Below are 15,386 nucleotides of genomic sequence, written 5' to 3' on the forward strand. Positions count from 1 at the left end.
TCCGCCCGATACCCACTGGGCGGGCGGCGCCCGGCAGGCTAAGGTTCCCGCATGACCGTGACAGATATCGCGACCCGGACCTATAACCACGGCTGGCGGCTCGACCCGATCGTGCGCAGCCTGCTGGACACCGATTTCTACAAGCTGTTGATGCAGCAGATGATCCGGGAATGCTATCCGGACACCCGCACGACCTTTTCGGTGATCAACCGCTCGACCCATATCCGGCTCGCCGAGGTCATCGGCGAGGCCGAGTTGCGTGCCCAGCTCGACCACGCCCGCACCATCCGCTTCACCAAGAAGGAGCTGATCTGGCTCGCCGGCAACACGTTCTACGGCAAGACCCAGATGTTCTCGCCCGACTTCATCAACTGGCTCTCGAACTTCCGGCTGCCCGAATACGAGCTGCACAAGGTCGACGGCCAGTACGAGCTGCATTTCCACGGGCCGTGGACCCACACCACGATGTGGGAGATTCCGGCGCTCGCGATCCTCAACGAGCTGCGCTCGCGCGCGGCGACCAAGACCTACGGCCGCTTTGCGCTCGACGTGCTCTACGCCCGCGCCAAGGCCAAGCTGTGGGCCAAGGTCGAGCGGCTGCGCAAGCTGGACGGCTTGCGGCTGTCCGATTTCGGCACACGCCGCCGCCACGGCTTCCTCTGGCAGCGCTGGTGCGTCGAGGCGGTGAAGGAAGGCCTCGGCCCCTCCTTCACCGGAACGTCGAACGTGCTGCTCGCGATGGACAACGACCTCGAGGCGATCGGCACCAACGCGCATGAGCTGCCGATGGTCGCCGCCGCGCTCGCCAATGACGACGAGGCGCTGCGCTGGGCGCCCTATCGCATCCTCGATCAATGGCGCCACACCTATGGCGGCAACCTCTTGATCGCGCTGCCCGACGCCTTCGGCACCAAGCCGTTCCTGCGCGACGCGCCCGATTGGGTCGCCGACTGGACCGGCTTTCGACCCGACAGCGCGCCGCCGATCACGGCCGGCGAAGAGATCATCAAATGGTGGAAGCAGAAGGGCCGCGATCCCAAGGAGAAGCTGCTGGTGTTCTCCGACGCGATGGATGTCGGCTCGATCGAGGAGACGTTCCACCATTTCAAGGGCCGCGTGCGCGTCAGCTTCGGCTGGGGCACCAACCTCACCAACGATTTCGTCGGCTGCGCGCCGGATGGCACCGCCGAGCTCGACCCGATCTCGATCGTCTGCAAGGTGACGTCGGTCGACGGACGCCCGGCCGTCAAGCTCTCCGACAATCCGGAGAAGGCGACCGGCATCCCCACAGAGGTCGAGCGCTATTTGCGCGTGTTCGGCAATGTCGGCCGTGTTCGCACCGCAGTTCACGTCTAAACCGGCACAGATATCACTCCCATCGACTGACCTGACGAGTATCGCATGCCCGCACCCAAGCCGCCTGCCTTCGAAACCCTGAGCCTGCACGCCGGCCAGCGCCCCGATCCCGCGACCGGCGCGCGCGCGGTTCCGATCTATCAGACCACGTCCTACGTGTTCCAGGATGCCGATCATGCCGCGGCGCTGTTCAATCTGGAGCGCGCCGGTCACATCTACACCCGCATCTCGAACCCGACGACATCAGTGCTGGAGGAACGCATCGCCGCGCTTGAATGCGGCGTCGGCGCGATCTGCACCGCGAGCGGCATGGCCGCGATGCATCTAGCGATCGCAACCCTGCTCAATGCCGGCGACCATATCGTCGCCTCAGCCTCGCTCTATGGCGGCACCATCAATTTGCTGGCGCACACGCTGCCGCGGTTCGGCATCACCACGACGTTCGTGAAGCCGCGTGCGCTCGATGAATTCCGTGCCGCGATCAAGCCGAACACACGGCTCGTGATCGGCGAGACCATCGGCAATCCCGGGCTCGAGGTGCTCGATATCCCAGCGGTGGCGCAAATCGCGCATGACGCGAAGATTCCGCTGCTGATCGACAACACCTTCGCGACGCCCTATCTCAGCCAGCCGATCGAGCTCGGCGCCGACATCGCGATGAACTCGGCGACCAAGTGGATGGGCGGCCACGGCATCGCGATCGGCGGCGTGATCGTCGATGGCGGGCGGTTCGACTGGCGCGCCTCCGGCAAATTCCCGCAGCTCACCGAGCCCTATGCCGGCTATCACGGCATCGTCTTCGACGAGCAGTTCGGCAAGGCCGCCTTCATCATGCGCGCCCGCACCGAGGGCCTGCGCGATTTCGGCGCCTGCCTGTCGCCGACCAACGCCTTCCAGCTGCTGCAGGGCATCGAGACGCTCGGCGTCCGCATGGATCGCCATGTCAGCAACACCCATGCGGTGCTGGACGCCCTCGCCGCAAACAAGGCGGTCGACTGGGTGCTGCATCCCTCGCTGGAGACGCATCCGGATTACGCGCTCGCCAAGAAGCTGTTGCCGCGCGGCGCCGGCTCGATCGTCAGCTTCGGCATCAAGGGCGGCCGCGCCGCCGGCAAGAAGTTCATCGAGTCCCTGAAGCTGATCAGCCATCTCGCCAATGTCGGCGATGCCAAGACGCTGGTGATCCACCCCGCCAGCACCACGCACCAGCAGATGGACGCCGAGCAGCTCAAAGCCGCCGGCATCGGCGAGGAGCTGGTGCGGCTGTCGGTCGGCATCGAAACCGCGCAGGACATCATCGACGATCTCGGCCAGGCGCTGCGCGCCTCGCAAAGGACTTAGGGCCATGCAGCTTTCCGTGAACGGATCAGACACCTTCATCGCGACCGGCGGCAGGCCGTTCGATCCGTCGCTGCCGGCGGTGGTGATGATCCACGGCGCCGGCTTCGATTCCTCGACCTGGGCGCTGCACAGCCGCTGGTTCGCCCATCACGGTTTTTCCGTACTGGCGCCGGACCTGCCCGGTCATGGCCGCTCCGCCGGCAAGCCGCTGCCGACCATCGCCGAGATGGCCGACTGGATCGCGGCGCTGATCACGGCGGCCGGCGCATCGAAGGCCCGATTGATCGGCCATTCGATGGGCTCGCTGATCGCGATCGAGACCTCGGCGCGGCATCCCGACAAGGTCTCCGGCCTCGCGCTGATCGGTACCGCCGCGACCATGACGGTCGGCCCCGATCTCCTGAAGGCCGCCGAAGCCAATGACGTCGCGGCGATCGACATGGTCTCGATCTGGGGCCTCGGCTTCACGGCCGAGCTCGGCGGCAGCCTCGCGCCCGGCCTGTGGATGCACCAGGGCGCGCAGCGGGTGCTGCAGGAGGCGAAGCCCGGCGTGCTGTACAACGACCTCAACGCCTGCAACGCCTACCAGAACGCCCTGACCGCCGCCGCTGCGGTCAAGGTGCCCGCGACCTTCATCCTCGGCGAGCGCGACATGATGACGCCAGCCAAGGCCGGCAAGGCCCTCGCCGCCGCGACGCCGAACGCCCGCACCGTCGTGCTGCCGGGTGCCGGCCACATGATGATGGTCGAGCAGCCCGACGAACTGCTGGCGGCGTTGCGGTAGCAATATTCGAGGTCCCTCTTCCCTTCTCCCCTTGTGGGAGGGGGTGGCGCGGACGTAGTCCGCGACGGATGAGGGGTCTGTCTCCGCGGAGAGAACCCCTCACCCGGTTTCGCTGCTACCGCAGCGAAACCACCCTCTCCCACAAGGGGAGAGGGTGCAGCTCGCACGCGGATAGAGCAACGCTCACTGCTTCGCCGGCTTCCTTCCGATCGGGTGGATGTCGATCGCGCGCAGGCGGCCGAGGCGGAGCACGTCCATCGACAGGCTCCGGTCGATCCGGCTGTGGTCGAGCGCGCGGATCAGATCGTCGACACCGTTGATCTCGATGCCGTCGAGCCCGATCACGACGTCGCCCGGCAGCAGCGCCGCGCGCGCGGCCGGGCTGTCCGGCTCGATCTGCATCAAGAGCGCACCCATCTTGTTTTCGACGCCGGCCAGCACCGCATGCCGCCGCGGCACCGGCGCGGTCTGCCCGGCGACGCCGATATAGGCGCGGCGGACATAGCCGTGGCGGATGATCTCCGACAGCACGAACTGCGCGGTGTTGCTGGCGACCGCAAAGCAGATGCCCTGCGCGCCATTGATGATCGCGGTGTTGATGCCGATCACCTCACCCTTCGACGACACCAGGGGTCCGCCGGAATTGCCGGGGTTGAGCGCGGCGTCGGTCTGGATCACGTCCTCGATGGTGCGCCCGCTCACCGAGCGGATCGAGCGTCCCAGCGCCGACACCACGCCGGCGGTGACCGTCGATTCGAAGCCGAGCGGATTGCCGATCGCGACCACGAGCTGGCCGCGCCGCAGCGTCTTGGAGTTGCCGAGCGACGCGTAAGGCAGATCGCGCGCGCCATCGGCCCGCAGCAGCGCGAGATCGGTGTCGGGATCGACGCCGAGCACATGCGCATCGGTGACGAAGCCCTCGGTGTCGCGCAGGCGGATCTCCTTCGACGATCCGACCACGTGGCTGTTGGTCAGCACGAACCCGTCGGGCGAGATCACGATGCCCGAGCCGAGGCCGCCGCGCTCGCGCGCATTGCGCACCTTCGGCCCGGTTTCGACCCGGACCACGGCGGGGCCGACGCGGTCGGTGACGTCGATCACGGCATTGGAATAGGCATCCAGCAAGGCCCGGTCGTTATCCCGGGCAGCATCGGCCGTTCGCGGTGACGGCGTGTCACCGGCGGTATCTGAGGTAATATCCAGCATGGCGAGAGTCCTTTGGTCTCCTCAGATGGTGACCGGTTCCCCGCGCCGCAAGTGGTTACGGCACCTACCCGGTCGGCTAGGGCGCCCGCCGCAACGTGCCGCCGCGCGCCCTGACCGGATCGAGCAGCGACCAGTCGCCCTCCGGCAGCACATGACCCTTGGGGAACGGCGCGCGCAGCTCGAGGCCGAGCGAGCGCAGCACGCGGTCGTCGCGGTAGTAGCATTGCAGCACCACGCGGACGAGCGTCGCCGCGGCCGCGCCGCCATGGCTACGAAACTCCCGCGCCACCGCATCGCGCCCGGCATCGTCGAGCTCGGCGAGCGGCTTGCCCGCAAGCTTTGCCAGATGACCCAGCGCCTGCGCGACCAGCGCGGTGTCGCGACCGAGCGTTGCGAGCATGTCGGCCTGGATCGCGACGTCGTCCGCCCCCGGCATCTTGTACTCGTCACTTTCGGGAACGATCATCGCGGCGACGGTGCGCAGATCAGCGCGCTGGGCTGCGGTCAGTTGATTGCTATCGGACATGTCGGTCTCTGGCGGTCTCAGTCGAACAGATTGGCGAGGCGCTGCTTCATCTGGTCGGCGATGTAGAGCGCAAGGGCCTGGATGGTGGAGGTCGGGTTCACGCCGCCCGAGGTGACGAAGATGCTGCCGTCGACGACGAAGAGGTTCTTCACGTCGTGCGAGCGGCCCCATTCGTTGACCACGGAGCGCGCCGGATCGGTGCCCATCCGCGCGGTGCCGAGCAGATGCCAGCCGCCCCACGGGATCGGATCGTTGATGCAGATGTCGGTGGCGCCGGCGGCCTCGAGAATCTCCCGGCCGCGCGCCAGCCCGTGGTTCATCATCTTCCGGCTGTTCGCGCTGATCGTGTAGTCGATCTTCGGCGCGGGTATGCCGTGGCTGTCCTTCAGCACGGGATCGAGCGTGACGCGGTTGTGCTCCTCCGGCAGATCCTCGCAGATCGCCGATACCGCGAGACGATGGCCGTTGAGCTTGCGGAACACGCGGTGATGATCCTTGCCCCAGGGCAGGATGCCCTTCTGCTCGCTCGCGACCGCCTCGAACACCGGCCCGGCGCCGCGGCCGAACTGGATGCCGTAGCCGCGGACGAAGCCGCGCGACAGATCGGTGTCGTAGAACTCCTTGCTCCACAGGCAGGTCGGCGGCGCGCGGTTGCTGTCGGTCGGCTCCTTCACGAAGCCGTAGATCTGCGCATAGGGGTGGAACATCAGGTTCTTGCCGACCAGGCCCGACGAGTTGGCGAGGCCATTCGGGAATTTTCCTGACGCCGAATTGAGCAGCAGCCGCGGCGTGCCGACGCCGTTGCAGGCGATGATGACGACCTCGGCCGGCTGAAACTGCTCAACGCCGTCCTTGTCGTAATAGACGACGCCGGAGGCCATGCCGTGCTCGTTGGTCAGTATCTCGCGCACCCGGCAATGGGTCTTCAGCTCGACCCCGGCGCGGACCGCGTGCGGCCAGTAGGTGATGTCGGTCGAGGCCTTGGCACCCTGCGCGCAGGCCGGCGTGCAGTGGCCGAGATTGATGCAGCGCGCCCTGCCCTCGTAATCCATCGTCGCCACGGTCGTGTCCGACGGCCACCAGTGCCAGCCGAGTTTGTTCATGGCGTTGCCGATCAGCGGGCCGGACAGCCCGAGCGGCTGCTGCGGCATCGGCGGGTGGCTCAGCGGCGATAGCGGATCGCCCGACAGGCCCGAGACGCCCATCATCCGATCGTTCTCCTCGAAGAACGGGGTGAGCGCGTCGTAGTCGATCGGCCAGTCATCGGCGACGCCGTCGAGCGTCTTCACCTTGAAGTCGGACGGATGCAGCCGCGGCCAATGCGCGGTGTACATCACCGTCGAGCCGCCGACGGCGTTGAAGTTGACGACCTTGATCGGCGAATTGTCGTCGTTGATCGGATAGTCCTCGGGCCGCTTGCGGACATTCGGGCTGGACGACCACTCGCCGTAGAACTTCGCCTCCCAGTCGCGCCCGGTGCTCGGATATTCGGCCGGATTCATCCAGCCGCCCTGATCGAGGCAGAGGATATGCATCTTGGTATCGGCAAGGCTCCAGGCCACCGCGGCGCCGGAGGCGCCGGCGCCGATGATCAGGACGTCAACGGGATCGTTCTTCATTCTTGTTCCTTGAAGTCTCTACTTCTGTCATTGCGAGCGAGGCGAAGCAATCCATTCTTTCCCAAGCGGAAAGGTGGATTGCTTCGTCGATTCGCTCCTCGCAATGACGGATGGGATTCAATCGACGATTCTCACCGGCAAGCTTCGTATACCGCGGATGAAATTGGAATAGAGCCTTTGCGGCGGGCCCATCAGCTCAAAACGCAGATCGCGTGCCAGAACCTCCTCCCAGAGGATGCGCAGCTGCTGCTCGGCGAGGCGGTCGCCGACGCAGCGGTGGACGCCGGCGCCGAAGGCGAGATGCTGGCGCGGCTTGGCACGGTCGATGATGAATTCATCGGCACGCTCGATCTTGTCCTCGTCGCGGTTGCCGGAGATGTACCACATCACGACCTTGTCGCCCTTCTTGATCCGGCGGCCGGCAAGCTCGACGTCGTTGCGTGCAGTGCGGCGCATGTGCAGCACCGGCGTGTGGTAGCGGATGGTCTCGGACACCAGGTTCGGGATCAGCTCGCGCCTCGCGCGGACCAGCTCGAGCTGCTCCGGGTTCTCGCACAGCGCCATCAGGCCGGCCGACATCGAATTGCGCGTGGTGTCGTTGCCGCCGACGATCAACAGCCCGATCGTGCCGATAAACTCGCGCGGCTCCAGATTCCGCGTCGCGTCCGAATGCGCCAGCATCGAGATCAAATCGAAGGTCGGCGGCGCATCGGCCCGCGCGTCCCACAGCTTGCGGAAATATTCTCCCATCTTGACCAGTTCGGCGGTGCGTTCAGCCTCCGAATGCACCACCGCGTCGGAGGATTCGACGTTGGCGATCGCGACATCCGACCACCAGGTCAGCTTGGCACGGTCTTCAGACGGGAAATCGAACAGAGTCGCCAGCATCATGTTGGTGAGGTCGACCGAGACCCGCTCGGCCCAGTCGAAGGTCTCGTTGCGCGGCAGCGCGTCGAGCACGGCTGCGGTGCGCTTGCGGATCAGGGCGTCGAAATTGGCGAGGTTCGACGGCGCCACGATCGGCGCCACCGTGCGGCGCTGCGCGGTGTGGCCGGGCGGGTCCATGCGGATGAAGCTCGGCCGCTCCTGCCCCTTCGGCTGGTCCGCGACCTGGATACCGCCAAGCTCGGAGGCCGACGAATAGTTCTGGTGATCCAGCTCGACCGCGAAGATGTCGTCGTAGCGCGTCACCGACCAGTACGGGCCGTAGGCCGACGCCTCGCAATAATGCACGGGATCGTCGCGGCGGAGCTGCGCGAACAACGGCCGCCAGGTGTCATCCTGGTAAAGCCGGGGATTGCTGACGTCTGTCGACGTCGGCCTGCGCAGCGCCTCTCCCATCGCTTCACTCCCGTTAGGTTCCGTCGCCGCTTGGCGGGCGATCGTCGTGTCGGGCCGACGATAGAGGGAATCCCGCGGCCGAGTAAAGCCGCGGGGCGGACAGTCCGCCGCGCGGAATGCGCGCGGGCCGACGCACCCGGCAAATCCCGATAGCTGCCCCGCTCCGCGATGTTTGTCGGCAGCAGGAAGACCGGTTAGCCTTGCCGGCAATCAATCCATCGCGGAGCAACGACAGGTGGCCGAATTGCGCCAGGACAACACCGCCCAGACGGCTGCGCTGGACTACGACGTCATCATCATCGGCGCCGGCCTGTCCGGCATGTACCAGCTCTACCGGCTGCGCGAGCTTGGTCTCAGCGCGCGCGTGTTCGAGGCCGGCACCGGCGTCGGCGGCACCTGGTACTGGAACCGCTATCCCGGCGCGCGTTTCGATTCCGAGAGCTATTCCTACGGCTACTCGTTCTCGAAGGAGCTGCTCGAGGAATGGGAATGGTCGGAGCATTTCGCCGGCCAGCCCGAGACCTTGCGCTACTGCAACTATGTCGCCGACAAGTTCGACCTGCGCCGCGACATCCAGCTCGAGAGCCGCGTCACGTCCGCGATCTACCAGGACGACACGCGAAGCTGGCAGATCACGCTCGAAAGCGGCGCGCAGCACTCCTGCCGCTTCCTGATCACCGCGATCGGCCCGTTGTCGACGCCGACCCTGCCGCGCATCGAGGGCCGCGATGATTTCGGGGGCCAATCGTTCCACACCGCGCGCTGGCCGAAGGAGAAGGTGGATTTCACCGGCAAGCGCGTCGCCGTGATCGGCACCGGCGCGACCGGCATCCAGACCATCCAGACCATCGCCGGCGAGGTCGGGCATCTCACCGTGTTCCAGCGCACCGCCAACTGGGCGGCACCGCTGCACAACGGCAAGATCGACGCCGAGACGCAAGCCAGGATCAAGGCCGGCTATCCCGAGATCTTCGCGCGCTGCAAGGAGACGTTCGCCTGCTTCGTGCATACGCCCGATCCGCGCGGCGCGTTCGAGGTGAGCGAGGCGGAGCGCGAGGCGTTCTACGAGAAGCTCTATGGCGAGCGCGGGTTTGGCATCTGGCAAGGCAACTTCAAGGATATCCTGATCGACCGCGCGGCGAATGCGACGATCAGCGATTTCGTCGCGCGCAAGATCCGCGAGCGCGTGAAGAACCAGGCGGTCGCGGAGATGCTGATCCCGAAGAACCACGGCTTCGGCACGCGGCGGTTGCCGCTCGAGACCTTCTATTACGAGGTCTACAACCGCGACAATGTCGAGCTCGTCGATATCAAGGAGACGCCGATCGAGCGGGTCACGCCCGAGGGCATCCGGACGACCGACAAGGATTACGCCTTCGACATCATCATCTACGCCACCGGCTTCGATGCCATCACCGGCAGCTTCGACAAGATCGATTTCCGCGGCGCGCACGGTGCGCGGCTGAAGGAGAAGTGGACGCACGGCCCGGAGACCTATCTCGGGCTGATGGTCGACGGCTTCCCCAACATGATGATGCTGATGGGGCCGCACACCGCGCTTGGCAACATCCCGCGCAGCATCGAATACAGCGTGGACTGGGTCACCGGGCTGATCCGCTTTGCGCAGGAGAGAGACCTGACCTTCCTCGACGCCACGCCTGATGGCACCGCCGACTGGACCGAGCATGTCAAGGCGCTCGGCGTCGGCCTGCTCTCCAACGAGGTCGATTCCTGGATGACCGGCATCAACCGCAACGTCGAGGGCAAGCAGACCCGCATCGTCGCCCGCTACAGCGGCAGCGCGCCGGTATATCGCGCGCGATGCGACGAGGTGGCGGCGAAGGGGTACGTTGAGTTGAGGTTGGGGTAACTCTCTCAATGACGCGAGACGCCCGCCCACCCGCCGCCGTCGTCCCGGCGAAAGCCGGGACCCATAACCACAGGGTTGGGTTGTTGAAGGAGGCTATGGCCCCAGCACCGTGCAACAATGACCATCGGTGGTTATGGGTCCCGGCTTTCGCCGGGACGACACAGAGTGTGTTGCGCCGTCACCTCACCACGCATCGATGCACGGCCGCTTGCGGTGGGTCCGCGGCTCGGGCTTCGGCACCGAGCGGAGGCCGGCCATGATCCAGTGCCGGGTGTCGGCGGGATCGATGACCTCGTCGATCTCGAGCACCGAGGCGATCGAGACCGCCTTGCCGTTGGCGTAGAGCTCGGCGACCTTGGTCTGGAAATATTTTTCGCGCTCGACCGGGTCCGCGATCGCCTCCATCTCCTTGCGGAAGCCGAGCCGGACATAGCCTTCGAGGCCCATGCCGCCGAACTCGCCGGTCGGCCACGCCACCGTGAAGAACGAGGCGTGGAAGCCGCCGCCGATCATCGATTGCGCGCCGAGACCATAGCCCTTGCGCAGCACGACGCCGAACAGCGGCACCGTGATGCTCGCGCCGGTGACGAACATCCGCGCGACGTGGCGCACGATCGCGGTCTTCTCGGCCTCGGGGCCAACCATGAAGCCCGGCGTGTCGCAGAGCGAGACGATCGGAATGTCGAAGGCGTCGCACAGCTGCATGAAGCGCGCGGCCTTGTCGCCGGCAGGCGCGTCGATCGCGCCGCCGAGATGCTTTGGATTGTTGGCGATCAGGCCGAACGGCTTGCCCTCGATGCGGATGAAGGCCGTGATCATGCCGACGCCGAAATCGCGCCGGATCTCCAGCACCGAGCCCTCGTCGGCGATCAGGTCGATCACGCTGCGGATATCGTAGACCCGCAGGCGATTTTCCGGAATCGCACGGCGCAGCAGCCGCTGGTCCGGCGCCTTCCAGTCCTGCACCGCGCCCTGGAAGTAGGACAGATATTTCTGCGCGACCGCGGTCGCCTCGGCCTCGTCCTCGACCAGGATGTCGATCACGCCGTTCGGCGACTGGAACGAGACCGGGCCGACCTCGGCCGGATGGTAGACGCCGAGCCCACCGCCCTCGATCATGGCCGGACCGCCCATGCCGATCGACGCATTCCTGGTGGCGATGATGACGTCGCAAACGCCGAGCATCGCGGCGTTGCCGGCGAAGCAATAGCCGGAGACCACGCCGACCACGGGCACCAGTCCGGAGAGTTTTGCGAACTGCACGAAGGACGGGCCGTCGAGGCCGGTCATGCCGAGCCGGTCGGTATCGCCGGGACGGCCGCCGCCGCCCTCGGCATAGAACACCAGCGGCATGCGCCACTGCTCGGCGAGGCCGAGCATGCGGTCGATCTTCTTGTGGTTCATATGGCCCTGAGTGCCGGCGAGCACGGTGTAGTCGTAGGAGATCACCATGCAGCGCGCCCCATCGGCGCCGAAATCCTTGGCGTTGACGGTGGCGACGCCTGATATCAGGCCGTCGGCCGGGGTGTTCTTGATGAGATCTTCGACCTTGCGGCGGCGGCGCTGCGCCGCGATCGCCAGCGAGCCGTATTCCACGAACGAACCCTCATCGACCAGCTGCGCGATGTTCTCGCGCGCGGTGCGCTGGTTGGTCTTGCGGCGCCGCTCGACCGAGGCCGGGCGGTTCTCGTCCAGCGTGATCGCCTTGCGCGCGATCAGCTCGGCGAGATCCGGCCGGATGTGATCGAGATCGATCGCGGCCTCTTCCGCCGCGTGATGACCGTCGACCTCGGCGGGCTCGAGGAACAGAATCGGCTCGCCATGCATCAGGGTGACGCCGATGCCGCCCGCGATCCTGGTCACCCGGCCGCCATGCGGCGCGGTGACCAGATGCTCCATCTTCATCGATTCCAGCACCGCGATCTGCTGGCCGGGACGGACCAGATCGCCCTCCGCGACCTCGATCGCCACGATCGTGCCCTGCAGCGGCGCGGGCACCGGGAGCGATCCCTCGGGGGCTGCTTCGACAGCAACGGCCTTGGTCGCAGCCGCCTCGCTCACTTCGATCAAGGGTGCGGCAAGATCCTGCGCCGCGCCGACCAGCGCCGCAACATGGGTGTCGATGAAATTGGTGCTGATCTTGTTCCGGCCAAAGCTCTGGTGCGCCAGGATGGCGCCGAGGAACGGGATGTTGGTGGCGACGCCGCCGATCCGGAATTCGCGCAAGGCGCGCGATGCCTTGTGCACCACGTCGGTCCACTTTGGGCTCGGCGAATGCACGATGACTTTTGCCAGCAGCGAGTCGAACGCGGCAGAGGTCCGGTAGCCGGAATAGCCGAAGGTATCGACGCGGACGCCGGGGCCGGACGGCAGGTCGAACACGGCGAGCGTGCCGCCGGTCGGTTTTGTCACTCCCGCCTCGTCCATCACCTCCATGTTGACGCGCAGCTGCATCGCATAGCCGCGCGGCAGCGGCACCGCTGATTGCGCGAGGCCGAGCGAGGCCAGCGTGGCGCCGGCCGCGACCGCGAGCTGCGCGCGCACGAGGTCGACGCCGAGCACCTCCTCGGTGACGGTGTGCTCGACCTGGAGCCGCGGATTGGCCTCGATGAAAGCGAACGCGCCCTCACCTTCGCCGGCTTCGTCATCGACCAGGAATTCGAAGGTGCCGAGATTGTCGTAGCGCGCGGCGGTCGCAAGCTGCTTCGCCGCCTCGATGATGCGCGCGCGCATTCCCTCGCTCAGCGACGGGCTCGGCGCCACCTCGATGAGCTTCTGGTTGCGGCGCTGGATGGTGCATTCGCGTTCCCAGAGATGGCTGATGACGCCGTGACGGTCGCCGATGATCTGCACCTCGATATGGCGCGCCTTGCGGATCAGCCGTTCGACATAAACCGCATCGTTGCCGAACGCCGCCTTGGCCTCCGACTGGCAGCGCGCATAGGCCTCGTCGAGCCTGGCGGCGTCCTCGACCACGCGCATGCCGCGCCCGCCGCCGCCGGCGATCGCCTTGATCATCACGGCGGCGCCAGCGCCGAGCGCGGCGAAGAACGCCTTTGCCTCGTCGAGACTGGTTGCGCCTGAAGTGCCGGCAATGATCGGGACGCCGCATTTTTTCGCCAGCGCCTTTGCCTTGGCCTTGTCGCCGAACAGATCGAGCGCCTCGGGCGACGGGCCGACGAAGGTGATCTTCTCCTCGGCACAGCGCCGCGCGAGCTGCGTGTTCTCGCTGAGGAAGCCGTAGCCCGGATGCAACGCGTCGCAACCCGTGGCCTTGGCCGCCGCGATGACGGCCTCGATGTTGAGATAGGCTCGCGCGCCGCGGCCTGGAATCTCGTGGCTGGCGTCGGCGGACCGGACATGCAACGAGGCGGCATCATCGGCGGGATAGATCGCGACCGTGGCGAGGCCGCTGTCGGCAGCGGCACGGGCAATCCGGATCGCGATCTCACCGCGGTTCGCAATCAGCAATTTCTTGAACGACATGATCATTCCACCAAGGTCAACGATCCTTCATGGTCGGATCGAGCACGACACGCAAGGACTCCCCGAGCGCATTGAACGCCAGGGAGACGACGAGAATGGCAAGGCCCGGCGCATACATCTGCTCCGGGGCGATTTCCATGTATTGATAGGCGCGCGCCAGCATGGCGCCCCAGCTCGGGTCCGGCGGCTGGATGCCGAGGCCGAGGAACGACAGGCTGGCTTCCGCCAGCAGCGCGGCGGCGAGCAAGAGCGTCACTTGCACGATGACCGGCTGCAGCGTGTTCGGCAGCACATGGCGCCACAGCACATGCCAGGTCGGCGCGCCAAATCCCCTGGAGGCGTCGACATAGAGCTCCTGCCGCACGATCAGCGTGCGGGCGCGGACGATGCGCGCCAGCGCCGGGAACATCGTGATGCCGACCGCGATCATGCCGTTGGTCAGCCCGATGCCGAGCGCGCCGGTGACGGCGATCGCCAGCACGATGGCGGGGAACGACAGGAAGGTGTCGATGATGCGGCTGATGATGTCGTCGATCCAGCCGCCGAAATAGCCGGCGATGAGGCCGACCGGCAGCCCGATCAGGACCGCGACGCCGACCGCCAGCAGGCTGGCATAGACGGTGGCCGGCGCGCCGTAGATCAGGCGTGAGAAGATGTCGCGGCCGAGGTCGTCGGTGCCGAGCAGATGGGCCGGCCCCGGCGGCGCCAACATGTTGTTGACGTCCTGCGCGGTCGGCGCATAGGGCGCGATCAAGGGCGCACCGATTGCGACGACAACGAGCACCACGAGCACCAGGATCGACAGCGCGGCGCGGAGATCGCCGGCGAGCCAGCGCGCAAATCGCCGCAGCCGCGTCGGCCTCGCCGGTGCCTTCAGGGGAGCGAGCGCCACCTCGGTCATTGCTCGATCCTCGGATCGACCGCGGCGCAGAGCAGATCGGTGATCAGGTTCACCGCGATCACAACCACCACCATGGTGAAGACGACGCCCTGCACGATCGGGAAATCGCGCTGGATCGCGCCGCGCACGATCAGGCTGCCGAGCCCGGGAATGGCGAACACCGCCTCGATCACCACGGTCGCCGCCAGCATGCGGTTGACCAAAAGGCTGATGATGGTGAGCAGATTGACGCCGACATTCTTCAGGCCGTGCTGCCAGAGGATGCGCGACATCGACAGCCCCTTGGCATGCAGCGTGCGGACATATTGCGACGACAGCACCTCCAGCAGCGCCCCGCGCAGCTGGCGCGCGACCTCGGCCATGCCGTAGGCCGCGATCGCGATGCCAGGCAGCAGCGCATGCCTGATCGCATCGACCGGCGAGGCGCTGAAGGATTTTGCGCCGGTCGCCGGCAGCCAGTTCAGCTTCAGCGAGAATTCCGCCACCAGGATCATCGCGAGCCAGAAGCCGGGCACCGCGACGCCGAGCGACGCCAGCATGCTGATCAGCTTGTCGATCCAGCCGTTCGGCTTGATCGCGGCCATCACGCCCATCGGGATGCCGGTGACCAGCGCCAGCGCCAGCGCGATCACGACGACTAGCAGCGTGTTCGGAAACGCGCGCCCGATCGAATCCGCGACCTTCTCGCCGGTCAATAGCGATTGCGAGAGATCGCCCTGCGCGACATTGCCGAGCCAGGCGCCGTATTGCACCAGGAACGGGCGGTCGAGGCCGTAGATCTTCCTGATCTCGGTGATCCGCGCGTCGGTCGCGTTGTCGCCCGCCAGGGTCACGGCGATGTCGCCGGGCACCAGCTTGAGCAGCGCGAACACCATGAAGGTCGCGAGCAGGATCACGGGCAGCGCCTGTACGAGGCGGCTGCCGACGACCTTGACCGGTGACCGTCGCGCCATCGC

At 66.5% G+C, this 15,386-nt stretch carries 11 protein-coding genes; 4 read left to right on the plus strand and 7 right to left on the minus strand.

Annotated elements, in window-relative coordinates:
- Nucleotides 1–51: 51 nt before the first annotated feature.
- The 3 genes from pncB to I6F38_RS32525 are packed head-to-tail and all read left to right on the plus strand — an operon-like array spanning nt 52 to nt 3,481.
- Nucleotides 52–1,356: a nicotinate phosphoribosyltransferase gene (pncB, locus tag I6F38_RS32515; RefSeq protein ID WP_225163285.1), complete on the plus strand. Its 1,305-nt coding sequence runs from the start codon at nt 52–54 to the stop codon at nt 1,354–1,356.
- Nucleotides 1,357–1,401: 45 nt separating this feature from the next.
- A complete protein-coding gene (locus tag I6F38_RS32520; protein ID WP_225163286.1) occupies nt 1,402–2,697 on the plus strand; it encodes an O-acetylhomoserine aminocarboxypropyltransferase in 1,296 nt (431 codons plus the stop codon).
- Between the two features lie 4 nt (nt 2,698–2,701).
- Nucleotides 2,702–3,481: an alpha/beta hydrolase gene (locus tag I6F38_RS32525; RefSeq protein ID WP_225163287.1), complete on the plus strand. Its 780-nt coding sequence runs from the start codon at nt 2,702–2,704 to the stop codon at nt 3,479–3,481.
- 183 nt (nt 3,482–3,664) lie between these two features.
- Here I6F38_RS32525 and I6F38_RS32530 read toward each other — a convergent pair whose 3' ends face one another.
- From I6F38_RS32530 to I6F38_RS32545, 4 genes are all read right to left on the minus strand, one after another.
- Complete coding sequence (locus tag I6F38_RS32530) at nt 3,665–4,687, minus strand: trypsin-like peptidase domain-containing protein (protein ID WP_225163288.1); 1,023 nt, start codon at nt 4,685–4,687, stop codon at nt 3,665–3,667.
- Nucleotides 4,688–4,763: 76 nt separating this feature from the next.
- The gene (locus I6F38_RS32535; protein WP_225163289.1) at nt 4,764–5,213 is read right to left on the minus strand and encodes a hypothetical protein; all 450 of its coding nucleotides are present in this window, start codon (nt 5,211–5,213) and stop codon (nt 4,764–4,766) included.
- Nucleotides 5,214–5,230: 17 nt separating this feature from the next.
- Nucleotides 5,231–6,832 (minus strand): GMC family oxidoreductase, encoded by a 1,602-nt coding sequence (locus I6F38_RS32540; protein ID WP_225163290.1) that lies wholly within the window; start codon nt 6,830–6,832, stop codon nt 5,231–5,233.
- A gap of 117 nt (nt 6,833–6,949) precedes the next feature.
- Nucleotides 6,950–8,173 (minus strand): cytochrome P450, encoded by a 1,224-nt coding sequence (locus I6F38_RS32545; protein ID WP_225163291.1) that lies wholly within the window; start codon nt 8,171–8,173, stop codon nt 6,950–6,952.
- A gap of 235 nt (nt 8,174–8,408) precedes the next feature.
- Between I6F38_RS32545 and I6F38_RS32550 the strand changes: the two genes are divergently transcribed.
- Nucleotides 8,409–10,043, plus strand: a complete 1,635-nt coding sequence (locus I6F38_RS32550) for an NAD(P)/FAD-dependent oxidoreductase (protein ID WP_225163292.1) — start codon at nt 8,409–8,411, stop codon at nt 10,041–10,043.
- Between the two features lie 183 nt (nt 10,044–10,226).
- On the opposite strand, the gene I6F38_RS32555 is transcribed toward I6F38_RS32550, so the two are convergent.
- Genes I6F38_RS32555 through I6F38_RS32565 form a run of 3 tightly spaced genes read right to left on the minus strand, consistent with a single transcriptional unit; the run spans nt 10,227 to nt 15,383 of the window.
- A complete protein-coding gene (locus tag I6F38_RS32555) occupies nt 10,227–13,529 on the minus strand; it encodes a carboxyl transferase domain-containing protein (RefSeq protein ID WP_225163293.1) in 3,303 nt (1,100 codons plus the stop codon).
- A 16-nt stretch (nt 13,530–13,545) separates the two neighbouring features.
- Nucleotides 13,546–14,430 (minus strand): ABC transporter permease, encoded by an 885-nt coding sequence (locus tag I6F38_RS32560; protein ID WP_225163294.1) that lies wholly within the window; start codon nt 14,428–14,430, stop codon nt 13,546–13,548.
- Nucleotides 14,427–15,383, minus strand: a complete 957-nt coding sequence (locus I6F38_RS32565) for an ABC transporter permease (protein ID WP_225163295.1) — start codon at nt 15,381–15,383, stop codon at nt 14,427–14,429. The genes I6F38_RS32560 and I6F38_RS32565 overlap by 4 nt, the downstream gene beginning before the upstream one ends.
- Between the last annotated feature and the right edge of the window lie 3 nt (nt 15,384–15,386).

The organism is Bradyrhizobium sp. BRP56 (assembly GCF_020194035.1).
In the GTDB taxonomy this organism is placed as follows: domain Bacteria; phylum Pseudomonadota; class Alphaproteobacteria; order Rhizobiales; family Xanthobacteraceae; genus Bradyrhizobium; species Bradyrhizobium australafricanum.

Bases quoted from the DNA above. Each gene is read 5' to 3' on its own strand.
- pncB (WP_225163285.1), top strand. From the start codon at position 52: ATGACCGTGACAGATATCGCGACCCGGACCTATAACCACGGCTGGCGG.
- I6F38_RS32530 (WP_225163288.1), bottom strand. From the start codon at position 4,687: ATGCTGGATATTACCTCAGATACCGCCGGTGACACGCCGTCACCGCGA.
- I6F38_RS32535 (WP_225163289.1), bottom strand. From the start codon at position 5,213: ATGTCCGATAGCAATCAACTGACCGCAGCCCAGCGCGCTGATCTGCGC.
- I6F38_RS32520 (WP_225163286.1), top strand. From the start codon at position 1,402: ATGCCCGCACCCAAGCCGCCTGCCTTCGAAACCCTGAGCCTGCACGCC.
- I6F38_RS32525 (WP_225163287.1), top strand. From the start codon at position 2,702: ATGCAGCTTTCCGTGAACGGATCAGACACCTTCATCGCGACCGGCGGC.
- I6F38_RS32545 (WP_225163291.1), bottom strand. From the start codon at position 8,173: ATGGGAGAGGCGCTGCGCAGGCCGACGTCGACAGACGTCAGCAATCCC.
- I6F38_RS32555 (WP_225163293.1), bottom strand. From the start codon at position 13,529: ATGTCGTTCAAGAAATTGCTGATTGCGAACCGCGGTGAGATCGCGATC.
- I6F38_RS32540 (WP_225163290.1), bottom strand. From the start codon at position 6,832: ATGAAGAACGATCCCGTTGACGTCCTGATCATCGGCGCCGGCGCCTCC.
- I6F38_RS32565 (WP_225163295.1), bottom strand. From the start codon at position 15,383: ATGGCGCGACGGTCACCGGTCAAGGTCGTCGGCAGCCGCCTCGTACAG.
- I6F38_RS32560 (WP_225163294.1), bottom strand. From the start codon at position 14,430: ATGACCGAGGTGGCGCTCGCTCCCCTGAAGGCACCGGCGAGGCCGACG.